We start from the raw sequence: 14,417 nt of genomic DNA, 5'->3' as shown, positions 1-14,417 counted from the left end.
ACAGTGTCGGATGGCCTCTGTTCGGACGTCCAGAACTATCTGAGACTGCCAGATTTCCTCGTGGCGATTGAGCTGATGACCTTGCCGCCTCCGCGATTAGGCGCCGTTATACGTCACGTGACGATTGACACGGGGTGTGGCTGGACGTTCAAACGAGATCGAATTGCCCTCTCGCGCTTTTGGTTTGGCTCCCGCTTGGTTGGCTGGTTGCTAACTACGGTCCACGGTCAGGGTCGTCGGATGGCTTGTTGGTGTTGTCCTTGCGTTGGCGCGTGTACGCGTTCATGACTTGCCTTCTGTATTCGTCGCCGTCGATGCGTCCCGCTGCGAATTCGATAAGTCGTAACACCGACTCTCGATCAGGTGTGTCCCCTCGATCATGCTGCTGACGATCGCGTCGTACACCGCGCACTGGCGCACGCGAGGAACGCCGTGACGCGTGGGCCGCGTGTCGTACCGCAACGTGGCCGGCGCGGTCGAGGGCCCTCTGTTCGACGCTTGGCCACGCCTCACCGCCATTGCACGATTGCCGCAATGAAGCTCTACCGACTTCATTGCGGACCTTTACAAAAAATGCCAAAAATGTCACGCTGATTCTGTGTTGCCGACGGTGAACCCGACATTTCATCTGTTTTCGCTGCAGAGCGCGGGTCTGAGGTGGCGAAAGGTACTGCGGGCGCAGACCAGGTCGTTCTGGACGGGCGAACTCGAACCTGCGGGGCCAATTATCTAGGTGGACAGAGCTTCTGGGCGCGCATCGCAGCTTTCGGGAAATGGTTGATTTCGGCACGTCGATCTGCGACGGACCGCAGAACTGCTCAAGCAGTGCGAGATGGACGGGTGGCACGATGAAACTGTCAGGTGTGGGCGTGTGGAGTATGCAGCTGCGATACGGCGATCCCGGGGCGGCCGCCGAAGCGGCCGCAGAGCTGGAAGAGCTTGGCTTCTCGGCGCTATGGATACCCGATGTCGGTGGTCCGGTTTTCGACTCGCTCAACCACCTCTTGGAGTCGACCCAGCGGTCGGTGATTGCTACCGGCATTCTGAACCTTTGGATGCATACCCCGGCCGAAACCGCCGCCGCGTACACGACACTGTCCGGGGCCCACGGTGACCGAATCCTGTTGGGCATTGGCGTGAGTCACGCACCATTCGTCGATGTTGCCGAGCCTGGCAGGTATCGCAAGCCGCTTTCGGCGATGCGCGCGTTTCTCGATGGGCTCGATGAGGCGACGTCTCCCGTGCCAGTGGGGCAACGAGTACTGGCGGCCCTGGGACCCAAGATGCTCGAACTTGCATCGACTCGTGCCGGCGGTGCCCATCCCTACCTGGTGACGCCCGATCACACACGTCGGGCCAGGGAGGCCTTGGGTGCGGGTCCGCTGCTGCTGCCCGAGCAGACGGTAATCCTTTGTGAGAGCTCAGATGAAGCACGGGCAATCGGAACCGACTGGTTGCGTAGCTATCTCGCGATGCCGAACTACGCCAACAGCGTGCTGCGTTCTGGTTTCTCGTCCGAGGACGTGACTAATGTCAGTGACCGTCTTTTCGATGCGCTCATTGCCTGGGGTGATGAGGACGCAGTGGTGGGTCGGATCAATGAGCACCGTGCCGCTGGAGCGGATCATGTATGCGTCCAGGTGCTCAGCGCCGACCTCTCGGGGTTTCCGCGCGAGCAGTGGCGACGCATCGCGGCGGCCTTGCAGTAGGACTCCACCGCCGCCCGGCGGCGTCGAGCTTGTTGGCGGTCTCGTGCACCGTGTTTGGGTCAGCGATATCTGAGCTATGTCAGCTAACGAAATGTCGTCGCAGCTACACGTGGACTGGCCCGACACCCCAGATATCGGTGCAATACTCCTCGATGGCCCGGTCGGACGAAAACTTACCGCCCCGAGCACAGTTGAGGATCGACATCCGCGACCACGCGTCGCGGTCCAGCCACGCCGCCGACACCCGGTCCTGGCACTGCACATACGACGCGTAGTCGGCAAGCACCAGGAACGGGTCGTCATAGCGCAGGTTGTCTACCAGCGGCTTGAACACCTCGGGGTCGCCGTGCGAGAAGTGACCGTGGGAGATCAAGTCCAGCACGGCGGCCAGCTCAGGGTTGGCCGCAATGTAGTCCGCAGGCCGGTAGCCGTCACGTTGCAGGGCTTCCACCTCATCGACCGTCAACCCGAACAGGAAGAAGTTCTCCGGCCCGGCCTCCTCGCGGATCTCGACGTTGGCGCCGTCGAGGGTGCCGATGGTCAGGGCGCCGTTGAGCATGAACTTCATGTTGCCGGTGCCGGAGGCTTCTTTACCGGCGGTGGAGATCTGCTCGGACAGGTTGGCCGCCGGGTAGATCAGGTGCGCGTTCTGCACGTTGAAGTTCGGCAGGAACACCACCTTCATGAACTTGTTGACCGCGGGATCGACGTTGACCATGTCCCCGACCGCGGTGATCAGCTTGATGATCCGCTTGGCCAGGAAATAGCCCGGGGCGGCCTTGCCACCGAACACGTAGGCCCGCGGCGCCAGCTCCAGGCCGGGGTTCTGCTTGACCCGGAGGTACTGGGTGATGATGTTGAGCACGTTGAGGTGCTGACGTTTGTACTCGTGGATGCGCTTGACTTGGATGTCGAATAGCCAGGACGGGTCCAGCTCCACCCCGGTCTGGGTGTACACCAGCTCAGCGAGCCGGGCCTTGTTGGCGCGCTTGACATTTCGCCACTCCTGCCGGAACGCCGGATCTTCGATGAAAGCCTCCAAGCCGCGTAGCCGGTCCAGGTGGGTCAGCCAGCCGTCCCCGATGGACCGGTCGATCAGGGCGCGCAGACCTGGGTTGGATAACGCCAGGAAGCGGCGCGGGGTGACCCCGTTCGTCTTGTTCGAGAAGCGTTCCGGCCACATCTCGTAGAAATCCTTCAGGACGCTGTCCATGAGTAGTTCGGAGTGCAGCGCCGCGACACCGTTGATGGCGTGGCTGCCAACGGTGGCCAGGTACGCCATCTTGACGGTCTTGCCGCCGTCCTCACCGATGATCGACATCCGGCGCACCCGATCGTCGTCGCCGGGGAACTTCGCGCGAACCTCGTCGAGGAAACGGCTGTTGATCTCATAGATGATCTCCAGATGTCGCGGCAGGCACTGACCGAACAGTTCCAGCGACCACTTCTCCAACGCCTCGGGTAGCAACGTGTGGTTGGTGTAGCCGAAGGTGGCTACCGTGATCCCCCAGGCCGCGTTCCAGTCCATCCGCCGTTCGTCGACCAGGATTCGCATCAGCTCGGCGACCCCGATCGAGGGGTGGGTATCGTTGAGCTGCAACGCAAACCGTTCGGGGAGATCGTGCAGTGACGCGTCGGCGAGGTCGTCCATGATGTGCACGACATGCTGCAGCGAGCAGGAGACGAAGAAGAACTGCTGCAGCAGCCGCAGTCGCTTGCCTGCGTCGGGCTCATCATTGGGGTAGAGCACCTTGGTGACGGTCTCGGAAGTGACTTCCTCTTCCACGGCCTTGTAGTAGTCGCCGGTGTGAAAGGCATCCAGCGCAAACGACCGCACGGCCCGCGCGCTCCACAGCGTCAACACATTGCAGGTCTTGACCCCGTAGCCCTGAATCGGAGTGTCGTAGGCGACGCCCTTGATCACCCGGCCCGGCACCCAGCGGATCCTGGCAGTACCGGCGTCATCGGTGTAGTGCTCGGTGTGACCCTCCCAGTTCACCAAGTAGTAGACATCGGGTTTGGCGATCTCCCAGGGGTTTCCGCTGTCCAGCCAGTTGTCGGTCTTCTCCACCTGCCAGCCGTCGTGGATCTCCTGGTCGAAGATGCCGAACTCATAGCGGATGCCGTAGCCGATCGCCGGGCGCTCCAGGGTGGCCAGCGAGTCCAGGTAGCAGGCCGCCAGACGGCCCAGACCGCCATTGCCCAGGCCGGGCTCCTCCTCACAAGACAGAACCTCGTCGAAGTCCTGGCCGAGTTCGGCCAGCGCGGCGCGGGCCGCCTCCTCGATCTGCAGGTTGAGCAGGTTCGCGCCCAGCTGAGGGCCCATCAAGAACTCCGCCGACAGGTAACAGGTGACCTTCTTGCCCAGATCCAGCGAGGTCTGCGTGGAAGCCACCCGGTTGTCCTGCATGCGATCCCGCACCGCCAGCGCCAGCGCCCGGTAGTAATGCCCAGGTCGCAATGCCGCGGAGGGCCGTCCGATCGAATAGCGGACGTGGTCGACGATCGCCCGGCGCAATGCATCAGCGGACAGCCCCGTACGGCTGTGTTCGTAAGCGGACGCGGGCCCGACCAGATCAGTCATAGCGGCAGTCTCGCAGCAACCGGTTCCTAATGCGCGTCCAACAAGTTACGGGCCTCACAGATGTTCGACCTGCAGGCTTCGCTTCATTCACCATGGTTGCCTACCAGGAGTATTGCGCGTAGGCGTCGTCTACCCCGCCGCCACGAATGTTGTAGTCGTCGTGGAGGTACCAGTCGCAAGTTGGCGCTCAAACAGGTAAGGGTTTCCGTCCCGAGCATCAGTTCGCGGGTTGGACATTTTTAGTCGTCGGTCCACGACAAGCCACCGCGATCAAGCTGACGGCGGGCCCGGGTGGCCGCGACGAACGCCAACATTCCACTAGAGCGGTACCGCTGACCGTTCGTGGGTTGCCTGCGACGTCCCAGGTGAGGTGTTGGCGTCTCAGCGCAAGCGCGGCAATACCTCTGCCACGCGATCCACGATGCCCGTACTGCCGCAATACGATTGTATTGTGGCATGAGTTAAATGTATTGTCTGGCTGCATGGCGACAACGCTGTACCAAAAGACCGAGCCTGAGCTGACGAGCATCGACAAGATCCTCGAAGCTTCGACGCGGGTTGTTGCCGCCCACGGAGACGACGGCACCACCTTCAAAAAGGTCGGCGATGCCGCAGGCGTGTCCACCGGGCTGGTGCAGCACTATTTCAAGACGAAAAAAGACCTGCTCGACGCCACCGGCCAACACGTGCTCAAGCAGGTCAGCGCCATGCTGGAAGCCACCCCGCTACCCGAGCGCGACCCACTGACCGAAGCCGGCCGCCGCTTTGTCTCCATGGTCACCTCAGCGCCCCACCTCATGAAGTACATCAGCCGCTCCCTCGCCGACGGCGGCGAAGTCGGACACGTCATGTTCCGCTGGCTCTACGAACTGTCCTGCACCCAAGGTGACACCTTCGCCGCCGAAGGCATGCTCGCCCCCGACCTCGATCGAGTCTGGGGCGCCCTCAACCCCGTGATCCTGCGCGTCGGAACATTCATCCTCGCCGAGCACATCGGCCAGTTCCTCCCCGAACCGTTCACCACACCAACGCAAATACACCGCTGGGAAAAAGCCTTCGCCGACCTCATCCGCCACGGTCAACTCAACGAAAAAGCCACACCCGAGGCCCTCTAGAAGAAACAGACCACACGGGCCACCAGGCGCCGAGCGATGCACGAGGGGTCATCGCTCGGCGCCTATGGCCCTTCACCATCGGCGCTACCGGTCCCGGGGGAAGAATGCAGCGTGAACGATCAATCTGAGAACCGAGACATCGCGTCACTGCCCCTACCGCCACTGAACCCATTGCCACGCAGAGAGCGCCTGGCCGCCGTCCGCAGCTTCCACACCGGAACGACATCCTGCGCGATGCCGGCGGCCCGGTAACCCGCTTCACCCTGGCACCGAAATGGCTCCTGCCGCCGATGGTCGTGGTGACCTCACCACAAGGAATCCGCGACGCGGTGTCCCGCTTCACCGAGGACGCCGCCAAAGGCCGTGACCGCTGGCAGTACGTCCCCTTCGGCGGCGGACCCCGCGGGTGCATAGGCGACCATTTCGCGATGCTCGAGGCCACCCTCGCCCTGGCGGCTATCGTCGGCCTGGCCGAGATCGACTCGCTCGACGACGACTACCCGCTGGCCGCACCCTTCACCCTGGTCGCCGGTGGCCCCATCCCCGCCAGAATCAAACTGCGCTAAGTCACCCCACGATGCGCCAACCCGGCCAGACGCCGCTTCACCGGGCATGACCCGGCGACACTGCGCACCCCCGGGCGTGAACCATGCCCGTTCTTTCCTCGGCCGTTCCAGCTGTGCATGGACTGCTACCTGGCGTGGTTCCGGTGGTACAGCTACCGCTGGTACATCGACACCGAGAGCAGGCCTGCTCAGGGCCGACGGCGTGTAATCGCGGGGATCGGCGCGCCGGCGACCATGGTGAACGGGACCGCGAGCGGGAAGTCGGGCTCCACGGATTCGATGTCGATGTCGCGGACAATGGTCGCCAGAGCAAGCGTGGCTTCGAGCATCGCGAAGTGATCGCCGATGCAGGTTCTTGGCCCGGCGCCGAAGGGCACGTATTGCCAGCGGTCCCTGCTGGCGATGTTCTCCGGGGTGAATCGGTCGGGGTTGAACTCGAGGGGGTCGGTCCACAGCGCTGGGTCGCGATGCATGCCGAAGACGCCGACGAGGACCATGCTGCCGGCTTCGATCTTGTATCCGTCGACGGCGATGTCGCGCAAGGCGGTGCGTCCGGCAACGACGACCGGTGGGCACAGTCGCAGGGCTTCGCGCAGGACTTGGACGGTGTATTCGAGTTTGGGCACGTCCTCGTGGGTGAGGTCGTGGTCGCCGACGGCACGGACTTCCTGAGCGACTTTGGTCTGGACGTCGGGGTGACGGCCTAAGGCCCACAGCGCGTAGGCGATGGTGGTGGCGGTGGTGTCGTGGCCGGCGACCATGAACGCGATGAGGTCGTTGCAGATGTCGAGGTCCGACAGGGCGCGACCGGTTTCGGGGTCGGTGGCGGCGATCAGTGCTTGAACCAAGGGCGCGTCACGGGTGGGGTCGGCCCGGCAGGATGCGAGGACTTCGGCAGCGAGCTGGCGCAACGTTGCGGTGGCGGCCCGCGCGCGGCGCCGCGCCGGGGTGGGCAGCCACCAGGGTGCGCGGAAGGGTCGCATGCCGCGGTCGGCGACGTAGGCCAGGGCGGTGTTGAGTGGTTCGGCCAGGCCTTCGGCACGATCGTCGAGGTCCAGTCCGAGTACGGAGCGTCCCAGCACTCTCATCGTGAGCCGACGCGCCTCGGCGTCGAGGTCTATCTGACCGCCATCGGGCCAGTTTTGGCTGATCGTGTCGGCCGCTTCGGCCATGTGGGCTCCGAACGCGGCGACCTGGTGGCGCGTGAAGACGGGTTGCAGAGTCCTCTTGCGTGAGAGCCAGGGCAGGTTCGGTAGGTCCGCCAGGTTGTCGCCGAGCAGCCGCTGCATTTCCTGATGGACCAACGTGCGGTCACATGCGTCGTTGTTGCGCGCCAGTGCATCCCGAGCCCCCGCGGGTGACATGACGAACACGATGCTGGGGCCGAGCCATTTCGGTCCGAGCCCGACGCGGGTGACGGGGCCGCCGGCTTCGCGAAGTGCGACTTGACCGTGGTGGTATTCGCGGGCCCACTTCATCCGCTCCCCCACTGGCAGCGGGTTCATGGGAACCAGTGGCAAGAGGTTGACGTCGGGCAGGGAGTCGTCGAGGTCGGTCATGGCGCGGAATGTGCCCTTCTGTCGCAGGTGACGGCCAGCTGGCGGAGTTAAGACAGGTGTGCTTCGAGGAAGTTGATCATGCGCTTCCAGGCGTCTTCGGATTCCTCGGCGAAGTACGACAGGCCGACAGCACGTTCGATCATGCGCATCGCCGGGGGCAATTGCCAATCGTTCATGAAGCTCTGACCGACGTTGGGGTATTCCTTGATATCCCGCGGCACATCACCGCTGGCCAGGGCTGATTCAAGCCTGGCCGCGCTACCGCGGCCCACGAGCCGGTCTTTGGCTCCGAAGCTGGCCACCACAGGGCACGAATCTTTCAGCGGTTCGAGATCGCGCGGCAGAACGCCGTAATTCGGCGAGCTGGCATCGAACAATCCGCCCGGTGAGAGTTGGACTACGAATTGCGCGCCCATGCAGAAGCCCACCAGTCCCACTTTGCCGGTGCAGCGTTCGTCGGCGAGCAGGTGATCACGGGCGGCGATCAGGGCGCCGTGGGCGCTGCCACGGCCGACCGCGGCGGCTTTGATGGTGCTGATCATGCAGGTGATCTTCGGGCCGCGGCCATAGAGGTCGGGGGCCAGGGCGAGGTAGCCGTTTTCGGCGAGCCGGTCTGTTGTTCTGCGCAGGTCGGCGGTCATGCCCAGGACGTCTTGGACGACCACAGCGCCAGGCCAGGGGCCGCTTCTGGAGGGGACCGCGAGGTAGGTGGGAACCTGCTCGTCGAAGTCGTTGACGTAGGTGATTTTCGGCATTGTCGGCTATCGCGGCTACGGCAGCAGGTGGGCGGTGGTCTGGTTGGCCGATGATTGCCGGGACGTCATTGACTGAGGCTCCTCCATTATCGAGATAACCGTATTTAACGCGTAGATTAGTTTCATATCGGTCTGCGGTATAGCTATATTCTGCGGCGATACAGCCGTGTGGTCGAAGGGTGGTGCAGGCGCCGCTATGTCCGCGCAAGGGGTCCAGCCAGCCAGTGCAGCACTGAGGATCTTCTCCTCGGCGGACGGCTCCGCAGGGGCGAAATCCGTGCGTGAGCCGAACTACATCTTCACCGATGCAGCCATGGAAGTGGAGGACATTCGGCTTCGGCTGATTGAACAGCGAGCCGACCCGTTGACGATCGGGCGACTCGTGGATTTGGGCGTTGCGTCCGGCTCGCAGTGTCTAGAAGTGGGCTCCGGCCGCGGCTCGATCGCGCGTTGGCTGGCCGGCCAGGTAGGGCCCGAGGGGCACGTGGTGGCATCGGATATCGACTGCCGGTATCTGACGGATATGCCCGAGAACGTCGAGGTTCGTACGCTCGATATTCGCACTGACACACCGGAGTGCGGTTTGTATGACCTGGTTCATTGTCGGACGGTCCTGATTCATGTTCCCGATCCGCGTGATGCTTTGCAACGCATGGCCACGGCGTTGAAGCCTGGCGGCCTGTTACTTGTTGAAGAGGCCGACTATGGCCTCTACGCATTCGGTGGTCATCCGGATGCGGCGTGGCTCACCGATAAGTGCAATGAAATGTTCGCGGCGCTTGCAGCCCGGCGGTTATCGAACCCGTATCTCGGACGCAGTCTGCCAGGCATGCTGACGACGGTCGGGGTATCGGTCGAAGGTGGTCATGTTTTCACTTCCGTTGCGCTCCCCGGAGAGCCCGCGTTCGAATTTGAGCGACAGACGCTCGAGGCAGCGGGACCGTTCATGATCTCCGCCGGCATTTTCACGGAGGCCGATCACGCTGCCGCGCAAGCTATTTGGAACCATCCATCTACGGTGATGACCACTGCCTCCCTGATTTCTGCATGGGGTCACCGCAGTTAGTCGATGCGGCGGCGGGTAACCCTTTTTCCGCTTGATCGGCAGGTGACCCTGAAATGATGGCGCGATGACGGATCCCTGTGCCGAATGCAATTTCATCTACGACCTCCGCCAGGCCTCGACGGCCGGGCACGACATACGGGAACAGATTGCAGAGGTCGTCGCGATCTTGCTTGCTGAGGACGTTGACGTGCGATCACGCACACAGCCCGAAGTGTGGTCGCCACTTGAGTACGGATGCCATATGCGCGACGTGCTGCTGGTCCAGCGCGAGCGAGTGCTATCGGCGCGGCGGGTTAACGGGGCAGACTGTCCGCCTATGGGTCGTGAAGAACGCGTCGAACACGACGGCTACGCAGGGCAGGAACCTACGGCTGTGGCGCGCCAACTCGCTGACGCTGCAATGCTATTCGGTAATGTCCTCGTGCGCCTAGCTGCTGACGATTGGGACCGCACAGTGGTCTACAACTACCCCGAGATTCACGAACGGTCGTTGCGATGGCTCGCTGTCCATACAGTCCACGATGTCCAACACCACCTGCTCGACATTCGTCGCCAAGTCACTGCTCAGCGGGATGAACCCGCACCACGGTAGCCACCCGCGAATTCGAGACCGGAACTGATCGCTCCCAAATCTCTAGATCTGAGACTGACGGCTGGTGAGCAGTCCGGCGGCGGGTCGTCCGCGATGAGTTTTGCCCGACTGGCAGGTCTCTCCTTGCAGACCTAATTGAAGGGATGTGTCCATGTCGATCGAGCATGTCTTGGCGGTTATTCCTGTGGCCGACTTGGAGAGGAGTCAACGCTGGTACGAATCGCTGTTCGGGCGAGCCGCCGATAACAATCCGATGCCGAATCTTGTTGAATGGCAGTTGGTTACGGGAGGATGGGTACAGGTCTTCATCGACGATCAACGTGCTGGCTCGACGTTGGTCAACTTCGCTGTCGAGGATCTGGCTGCCTATATCGATGAGCTGAAACAGCGCGCTCTTGAGCCGGGTGCGGTCGTCGAGGCCAATAAGGGTGTGCGGTTGTCAACGATTGTGGACCCTGACGGAAACACGATCCGACTCATTGGCGGCTTCCGAGTCCAATACTGATGCGCTTCTGGCCACCGTCGACTCGTCAGGAGACAGAATCTGATCGATCTCAGATCTCTAGAAACGAAACAGCAATGACCTCGATCAGTCTGCACTCCAGTTGCGGAGGATTGTGTTCGTCCTAAATTCGACCAGCCGCTGTGGCACTGTGACGTTGTGGCGGAGATTCCTCGCCGCGCCTCCGGACCTCGCTCGTGCGCTCGGTCTTCGGAATTAGCGTGGCGCGGGGCCGCCGGGTGACTGTCGTTCAGCGCCCAATACATTTTGCAAATGCAATGAAATGAGCGGAGGCGACGATGCGGGCAGTGTTTGATTCGACCCACAGCGCTAGATGGCTTCTGGCCGGATACATTGGTGCTGCAGGATTTTTCGTTCAAGAGATGGTCTTACGCCGACCCGGAACTGCGGCCAGCTTGAACGCGTCAGACGACGACAGGGGCACGACCCGCGCGCTGTTAGCCTCATCCGGCGCCGCCTACGGCCTGCCCTTGCTGCTATCTCGACTCCCGCTGGCCCGCATGCCATCGACGGCCGCCGCCGCCGGGTTGGTCTTGCAGGCCTGTGGATTCGCTCTGCGTGTGTGGTCCATGAACACACTGGGCAGTTTCTACAGTCGGACCTTGCGCACCATCGAGGACCAGACTGTCGTCGACACAGGCCCGTATCGACTGATCCGCCACCCCGGATATGCCGGCGCACTCCTGGTATGGACCGGCTTGGCGCTGACTTCTCGCAGCGCACCGGCGGCAGTCCTGGTCACAGCACTGATGGGGCGTGTCTACCGGCGACGCATAGTCGCCGAAGAGCTTCTCCTGCAACGAAATCTGCCGGACTACGGCGCTTACCTCGAACGAACGAAGATGCTCATTCCCCATGTCTGGTGAGCACTATCGTGGACCAACTGGCCGTACATTTGAGGTGAATCTAGCCTCTGCCGCGTCGACGGTTTGAGCAAGGAGCACGGCGATCGTGGTGGGGCCGACACCGCCGGGCACGGGTGTGATGAGTCGGGCGCGTTGAGCGGCTGTGGTGTATTCCACGTCGCCGACGTTTCCCGGGTTGTAGCCCGCATCGATGACAACCGCGCCGGGTTTGATCCAGTCGCCTTTGATGAGTTCAGGTCGGCCAACCGCGGCGATGAGAATATCCGCCTCGCCTATGGTGGCGGCGAGGTCTTGCGTTTTGGAATGGCAGTACGTGACAGTGGCATCCCTGGCCAGCAGCAGCATTCCGACTGGCTTGCCCAGGATGGAGCTGCGGCCGATGACGACGGCACGTTGGCCAGTGGGATCGACATTGTGGGCATCGAGCAAGCGCATGATGCCGCCCGGGGTGCAGGATGTAAATCCCTTGATACCTAAGGCCATTGCAGCAAAAGATGCCGCAGTGACGCCATCGACATCCTTGGCCGGCGTGATCATTTCGAACACCCGACGCTCGTCGACCTCAGCGGGCATTGGGTGCTGCACGAGGATGCCATCGACGGTGTCATCAGCGGACAGCATGGCAACGAGTCGTACTGCATCGTCGGTGGTGGCCGTAGCCGGGAGCCGGTGCTGACGGGAAGCCAGGCCGGTCGATCGGCAGCGGTTGACCTTCATGCGCACGTAGGTTTCAGAGGCCGGGTCGTTGCCGACCAGGACCGTCGCCAGCAGCGGTTTGCGCCCGTGGGCGCGTTCGAAACGCGTGGCTCGCTCAGCGGTATCGGAAAAGATTGTCTTGGCAACGGCAGCGCCATCTATTAGCGTCGCGCTCACAGCAGCTCCTCACACGTGAGGAGCACCCAGGCGTTCGATGCTTCCCAGTTCTGCTTCCCGGTGGTGCCCCACCTGCGCCAGTCGCGACTTTGTCATCCTGGCGACTCGCCGACCATCGCCGCTGTCCCCGTGATCGCGAAGCCGTCATCGATCACCGCTCCGGGTGGCGCCGGAGTACTACTGACACAAAGGAGTTCACCATGACCGCAGCGCTCGACCCCGGCCGCCCGTTTACGGGAAACGAACGTGAGCTGCTGGAGAACACCCTCGAACTCAACCGCGACGAGCTTGTCCGGGCTGTCGAGCAGCTGTCAGAGATCCAGGTCCGTCAGAAGCTGGTGCCGTCGCTGACCACGCCGATCTCCCTGATCAAGCATTGCGCGGCGGCCGAACGCATCTGGTTCCAAAGAACGCTCGCCGGTATGAAGGTCGAGGACTGCGACGGTTATGCGGCAACTGGTGGCGACCCGAGCTTCCACGTCAGCGACGACGAGGCTCTGGCCGATGTGCTCGCCGAATACGCTGCCGCACGGGCACGGTCGAACGAAATCGCCGCGCGATACCAACTGGACGACACTGCGGACCATCGGCTGGTGGGCACCGTGAACCTTCGGTTCATCTACCTCGGGATGATCGCCGAACTCGCCCGACATGCCGGTCACGCCGACATCCTGGCCGAACAGATACTTGCCACCAGCCAATAGCAGCTGGCGAACGCCATGTTCAGGACGCCAGGCGCTCGGCCGGGTGCGCGCGTCGGTGGCCACAAAAGCATCGGGCGGGGTATCGACTCGCATTCACGTCGTACACGCGTGCACCGCGATTTACGTAGCGCACCCAGAAAGTGCACATGGTGAGACCTCTGTTGGCAGAACGGCCTCAGAGGCACTTCGCAATCGCAGATAGTGCGGGTGTGGCGTGGCCGGGAACGTCATTGCGTGTTGCCCGTCGGTCGCCGAATTGGTCGGCGCCGTCGGCGACGCTCCTAGATGTGTCGGTTGCGCAGGCGATTGCCGAACCGGGACGCGACGGAATCCTCGGGTGGTTACGCCTTTCGAGCGGTGAGTAGTAGCGCCGGCAGTCGCGCCAGGCCTAGGTCGTCTGTCGGGAAATTGCGCTCCGGCTGTCCCGGGAACTCGGGCGGCTTGACCGCCACAACAGCCGGCTGCAGCGTCACGTTGGTCCAGTGCTTCGCGACCGCCGCAGAGACCTCGGCCTCTGTCACTAGGTTCGGGATCGGAAACGGTGAATCCGGTGGCAGGGCTTCTGTGGTGAATACCAGGAGGTACAGCGTGGCACCGGTCGCCGCGAGGTCGTGAGCACCGCGCAGATAGTCGTCGCGGGCGTCGACCGGCAGGGAGTGAAAAAGCGTGCAGTCGATGATTGTCTGGAATTGCTCGGTCAACCCCAACTCGTTGAGGCGCCGCACGTCTCCCTGAAGGAATCGGACGGCCGTCAGTCCGCGCTCTGCCGCGGCCGCCGTGGCGGCCTCGATCGCAATGCCGGAGATGTCCACGCCGACGACGTCGAATCCGTGTTCGCCGAGCGCCAACGCGACATCGCCGACACCGCAACCGGCGTCCAAGACCGGGCTATGGATCTTGCCCGCGTCGATCAATGTCAGGATTTCCGGCTGTGGCGCGCCGATATTCCACGGCGGCGGGCCCAGGAACAATTCGCCTTGATACGCCCGATCCCAATCCATCACTTCGCTCATGATCCAGAGCGTAACCTCCGCCAAGAACTTGCGGCAGCGTCAACGGCAGACTTTCGTATCAATCCGCTACACTGGTAGCAATCTGCTACACGGAGGTGTGTGATGTCCGAAGTTGCCGATCGGGTGACCCGGGTCGCCGCCGACCTGTTCGATGCCGCGGCCGCCGAAGGCGTGCGGCAGAGCCGCTCGGCGAAACAACAACTCGACCACTGGGCCCGGGTGGGCCGGGCCGTATCCACGCAACACACCGCCTCGCGCCGCCGCGTCGAAGCCGCCCTGGCCGGCCGGCTCGACGTCGGAGCCCTGAGCACCGAGGAAGGGGTGGTGTTCAACGCCGAGATCGCCGCGGCGATCGAGGAAAACCTGGCCCGCACCGACTACGGCGAAGTGCTCGCCGCCCGCGGGATCACCACCGTGGCGCTCGACGCGGACGGCCAGATTGTGCAATACCGACCCGACGGCACCGCCACCGTGCTGCCTGAGCAGCGCTGA

At 62.9% G+C, this 14,417-nt stretch carries 13 protein-coding genes and 1 pseudogene; 9 read left to right on the top strand and 5 right to left on the bottom strand.

Going from position 1 to position 14,417, the window contains the following annotated elements:
- Positions 1-848: 848 nt before the first annotated feature.
- The gene (locus ABIA30_RS04625; RefSeq protein ID WP_370062497.1) at positions 849-1,709 is read left to right on the top strand and encodes an LLM class F420-dependent oxidoreductase; all 861 of its coding nucleotides are present in this window, start codon (positions 849-851) and stop codon (positions 1,707-1,709) included.
- Between the two features lie 103 nt (positions 1,710-1,812).
- Here ABIA30_RS04625 and ABIA30_RS04620 read toward each other — a convergent pair whose 3' ends face one another.
- Positions 1,813-4,293 (bottom strand): glycogen/starch/alpha-glucan phosphorylase, encoded by a 2,481-nt coding sequence (locus ABIA30_RS04620; RefSeq protein WP_370062495.1) that lies wholly within the window; start codon positions 4,291-4,293, stop codon positions 1,813-1,815.
- A 482-nt stretch (positions 4,294-4,775) separates the two neighbouring features.
- Here ABIA30_RS04620 and ABIA30_RS04615 point away from each other — a divergent pair, with 482 nt between their 5' ends.
- Positions 4,776-5,408: a TetR/AcrR family transcriptional regulator gene (locus ABIA30_RS04615; protein WP_370062493.1), complete on the top strand. Its 633-nt coding sequence runs from the start codon at positions 4,776-4,778 to the stop codon at positions 5,406-5,408.
- 290 nt (positions 5,409-5,698) lie between these two features.
- Positions 5,699-5,974 (top strand): annotated as a pseudogene (locus ABIA30_RS04610) (cytochrome P450); the annotation flags it as partial.
- Between the two features lie 188 nt (positions 5,975-6,162).
- Here the strand turns inward: ABIA30_RS04610 and ABIA30_RS04605 are convergent.
- Complete coding sequence (locus tag ABIA30_RS04605) at positions 6,163-7,533, bottom strand: cytochrome P450 (protein ID WP_370062491.1); 1,371 nt, start codon at positions 7,531-7,533, stop codon at positions 6,163-6,165.
- Between the two features lie 47 nt (positions 7,534-7,580).
- A complete protein-coding gene (locus tag ABIA30_RS04600; RefSeq protein ID WP_370062489.1) occupies positions 7,581-8,288 on the bottom strand; it encodes a dienelactone hydrolase family protein in 708 nt (235 codons plus the stop codon).
- Positions 8,289-8,484: 196 nt separating this feature from the next.
- Here ABIA30_RS04600 and ABIA30_RS04595 point away from each other — a divergent pair, with 196 nt between their 5' ends.
- The 4 genes from ABIA30_RS04595 (at position 8,485) to ABIA30_RS04580 (ending at position 11,335) form a co-directional block, all read left to right on the top strand.
- A complete protein-coding gene (locus ABIA30_RS04595) occupies positions 8,485-9,354 on the top strand; it encodes a class I SAM-dependent methyltransferase (protein ID WP_370062487.1) in 870 nt (289 codons plus the stop codon).
- Positions 9,355-9,418: 64 nt separating this feature from the next.
- Complete coding sequence (locus tag ABIA30_RS04590) at positions 9,419-9,946, top strand: DinB family protein (protein ID WP_370062485.1); 528 nt, start codon at positions 9,419-9,421, stop codon at positions 9,944-9,946.
- A gap of 151 nt (positions 9,947-10,097) precedes the next feature.
- Entirely contained in the window at positions 10,098-10,451 is a 354-nt protein-coding gene (locus tag ABIA30_RS04585; protein WP_370062483.1) for a VOC family protein, read from the top strand.
- Positions 10,452-10,747: 296 nt separating this feature from the next.
- Positions 10,748-11,335, top strand: coding sequence for an isoprenylcysteine carboxylmethyltransferase family protein (locus tag ABIA30_RS04580; protein ID WP_370062481.1), 588 nt, complete (start codon positions 10,748-10,750; stop codon positions 11,333-11,335).
- A 3-nt stretch (positions 11,336-11,338) separates the two neighbouring features.
- On the opposite strand, the gene ABIA30_RS04575 is transcribed toward ABIA30_RS04580, so the two are convergent.
- The gene (locus ABIA30_RS04575; protein ID WP_370062479.1) at positions 11,339-12,208 is read right to left on the bottom strand and encodes a bifunctional 5,10-methylenetetrahydrofolate dehydrogenase/5,10-methenyltetrahydrofolate cyclohydrolase; all 870 of its coding nucleotides are present in this window, start codon (positions 12,206-12,208) and stop codon (positions 11,339-11,341) included.
- A gap of 200 nt (positions 12,209-12,408) precedes the next feature.
- Here ABIA30_RS04575 and ABIA30_RS04570 point away from each other — a divergent pair, with 200 nt between their 5' ends.
- Positions 12,409-12,912, top strand: a complete 504-nt coding sequence (locus ABIA30_RS04570) for a DinB family protein (protein ID WP_370062477.1) — start codon at positions 12,409-12,411, stop codon at positions 12,910-12,912.
- 341 nt (positions 12,913-13,253) lie between these two features.
- On the opposite strand, the gene ABIA30_RS04565 is transcribed toward ABIA30_RS04570, so the two are convergent.
- A complete protein-coding gene (locus ABIA30_RS04565; RefSeq protein ID WP_370062475.1) occupies positions 13,254-13,925 on the bottom strand; it encodes a class I SAM-dependent methyltransferase in 672 nt (223 codons plus the stop codon).
- A gap of 102 nt (positions 13,926-14,027) precedes the next feature.
- On the opposite strand from ABIA30_RS04565, the gene ABIA30_RS04560 reads away from it, so the two are divergent.
- Positions 14,028-14,417 carry a hypothetical protein gene (locus ABIA30_RS04560; protein WP_370062473.1) on the top strand — a complete coding sequence of 130 codons (390 nt, stop codon included), beginning with the start codon at positions 14,028-14,030 and terminating at the stop codon, positions 14,415-14,417.

It is taken from the genome of Mycobacterium sp. MAA66 (assembly GCF_041261665.1).
GTDB lineage: Bacteria > Actinomycetota > Actinomycetes > Mycobacteriales > Mycobacteriaceae > Mycobacterium.
Note: the sequence above shows the minus strand (reverse complement) of the source record. Positions and strands in the feature narration are given on the sequence as shown.

Bases quoted from the DNA above. Each gene is read 5' to 3' on its own strand.
- ABIA30_RS04625 (WP_370062497.1), top strand. From the start codon at position 849: ATGAAACTGTCAGGTGTGGGCGTGTGGAGTATGCAGCTGCGATACGGC.
- ABIA30_RS04595 (WP_370062487.1), top strand. From the start codon at position 8,485: ATGTCCGCGCAAGGGGTCCAGCCAGCCAGTGCAGCACTGAGGATCTTC.
- ABIA30_RS04585 (WP_370062483.1), top strand. From the start codon at position 10,098: ATGTCGATCGAGCATGTCTTGGCGGTTATTCCTGTGGCCGACTTGGAG.
- ABIA30_RS04580 (WP_370062481.1), top strand. From the start codon at position 10,748: ATGCGGGCAGTGTTTGATTCGACCCACAGCGCTAGATGGCTTCTGGCC.
- ABIA30_RS04620 (WP_370062495.1), bottom strand. From the start codon at position 4,293: ATGACTGATCTGGTCGGGCCCGCGTCCGCTTACGAACACAGCCGTACG.
- ABIA30_RS04565 (WP_370062475.1), bottom strand. From the start codon at position 13,925: ATGAGCGAAGTGATGGATTGGGATCGGGCGTATCAAGGCGAATTGTTC.
- ABIA30_RS04615 (WP_370062493.1), top strand. From the start codon at position 4,776: ATGGCGACAACGCTGTACCAAAAGACCGAGCCTGAGCTGACGAGCATC.
- ABIA30_RS04590 (WP_370062485.1), top strand. From the start codon at position 9,419: ATGACGGATCCCTGTGCCGAATGCAATTTCATCTACGACCTCCGCCAG.
- ABIA30_RS04600 (WP_370062489.1), bottom strand. From the start codon at position 8,288: ATGCCGAAAATCACCTACGTCAACGACTTCGACGAGCAGGTTCCCACC.
- ABIA30_RS04570 (WP_370062477.1), top strand. From the start codon at position 12,409: ATGACCGCAGCGCTCGACCCCGGCCGCCCGTTTACGGGAAACGAACGT.
- ABIA30_RS04605 (WP_370062491.1), bottom strand. From the start codon at position 7,533: ATGACCGACCTCGACGACTCCCTGCCCGACGTCAACCTCTTGCCACTG.
- ABIA30_RS04560 (WP_370062473.1), top strand. From the start codon at position 14,028: ATGTCCGAAGTTGCCGATCGGGTGACCCGGGTCGCCGCCGACCTGTTC.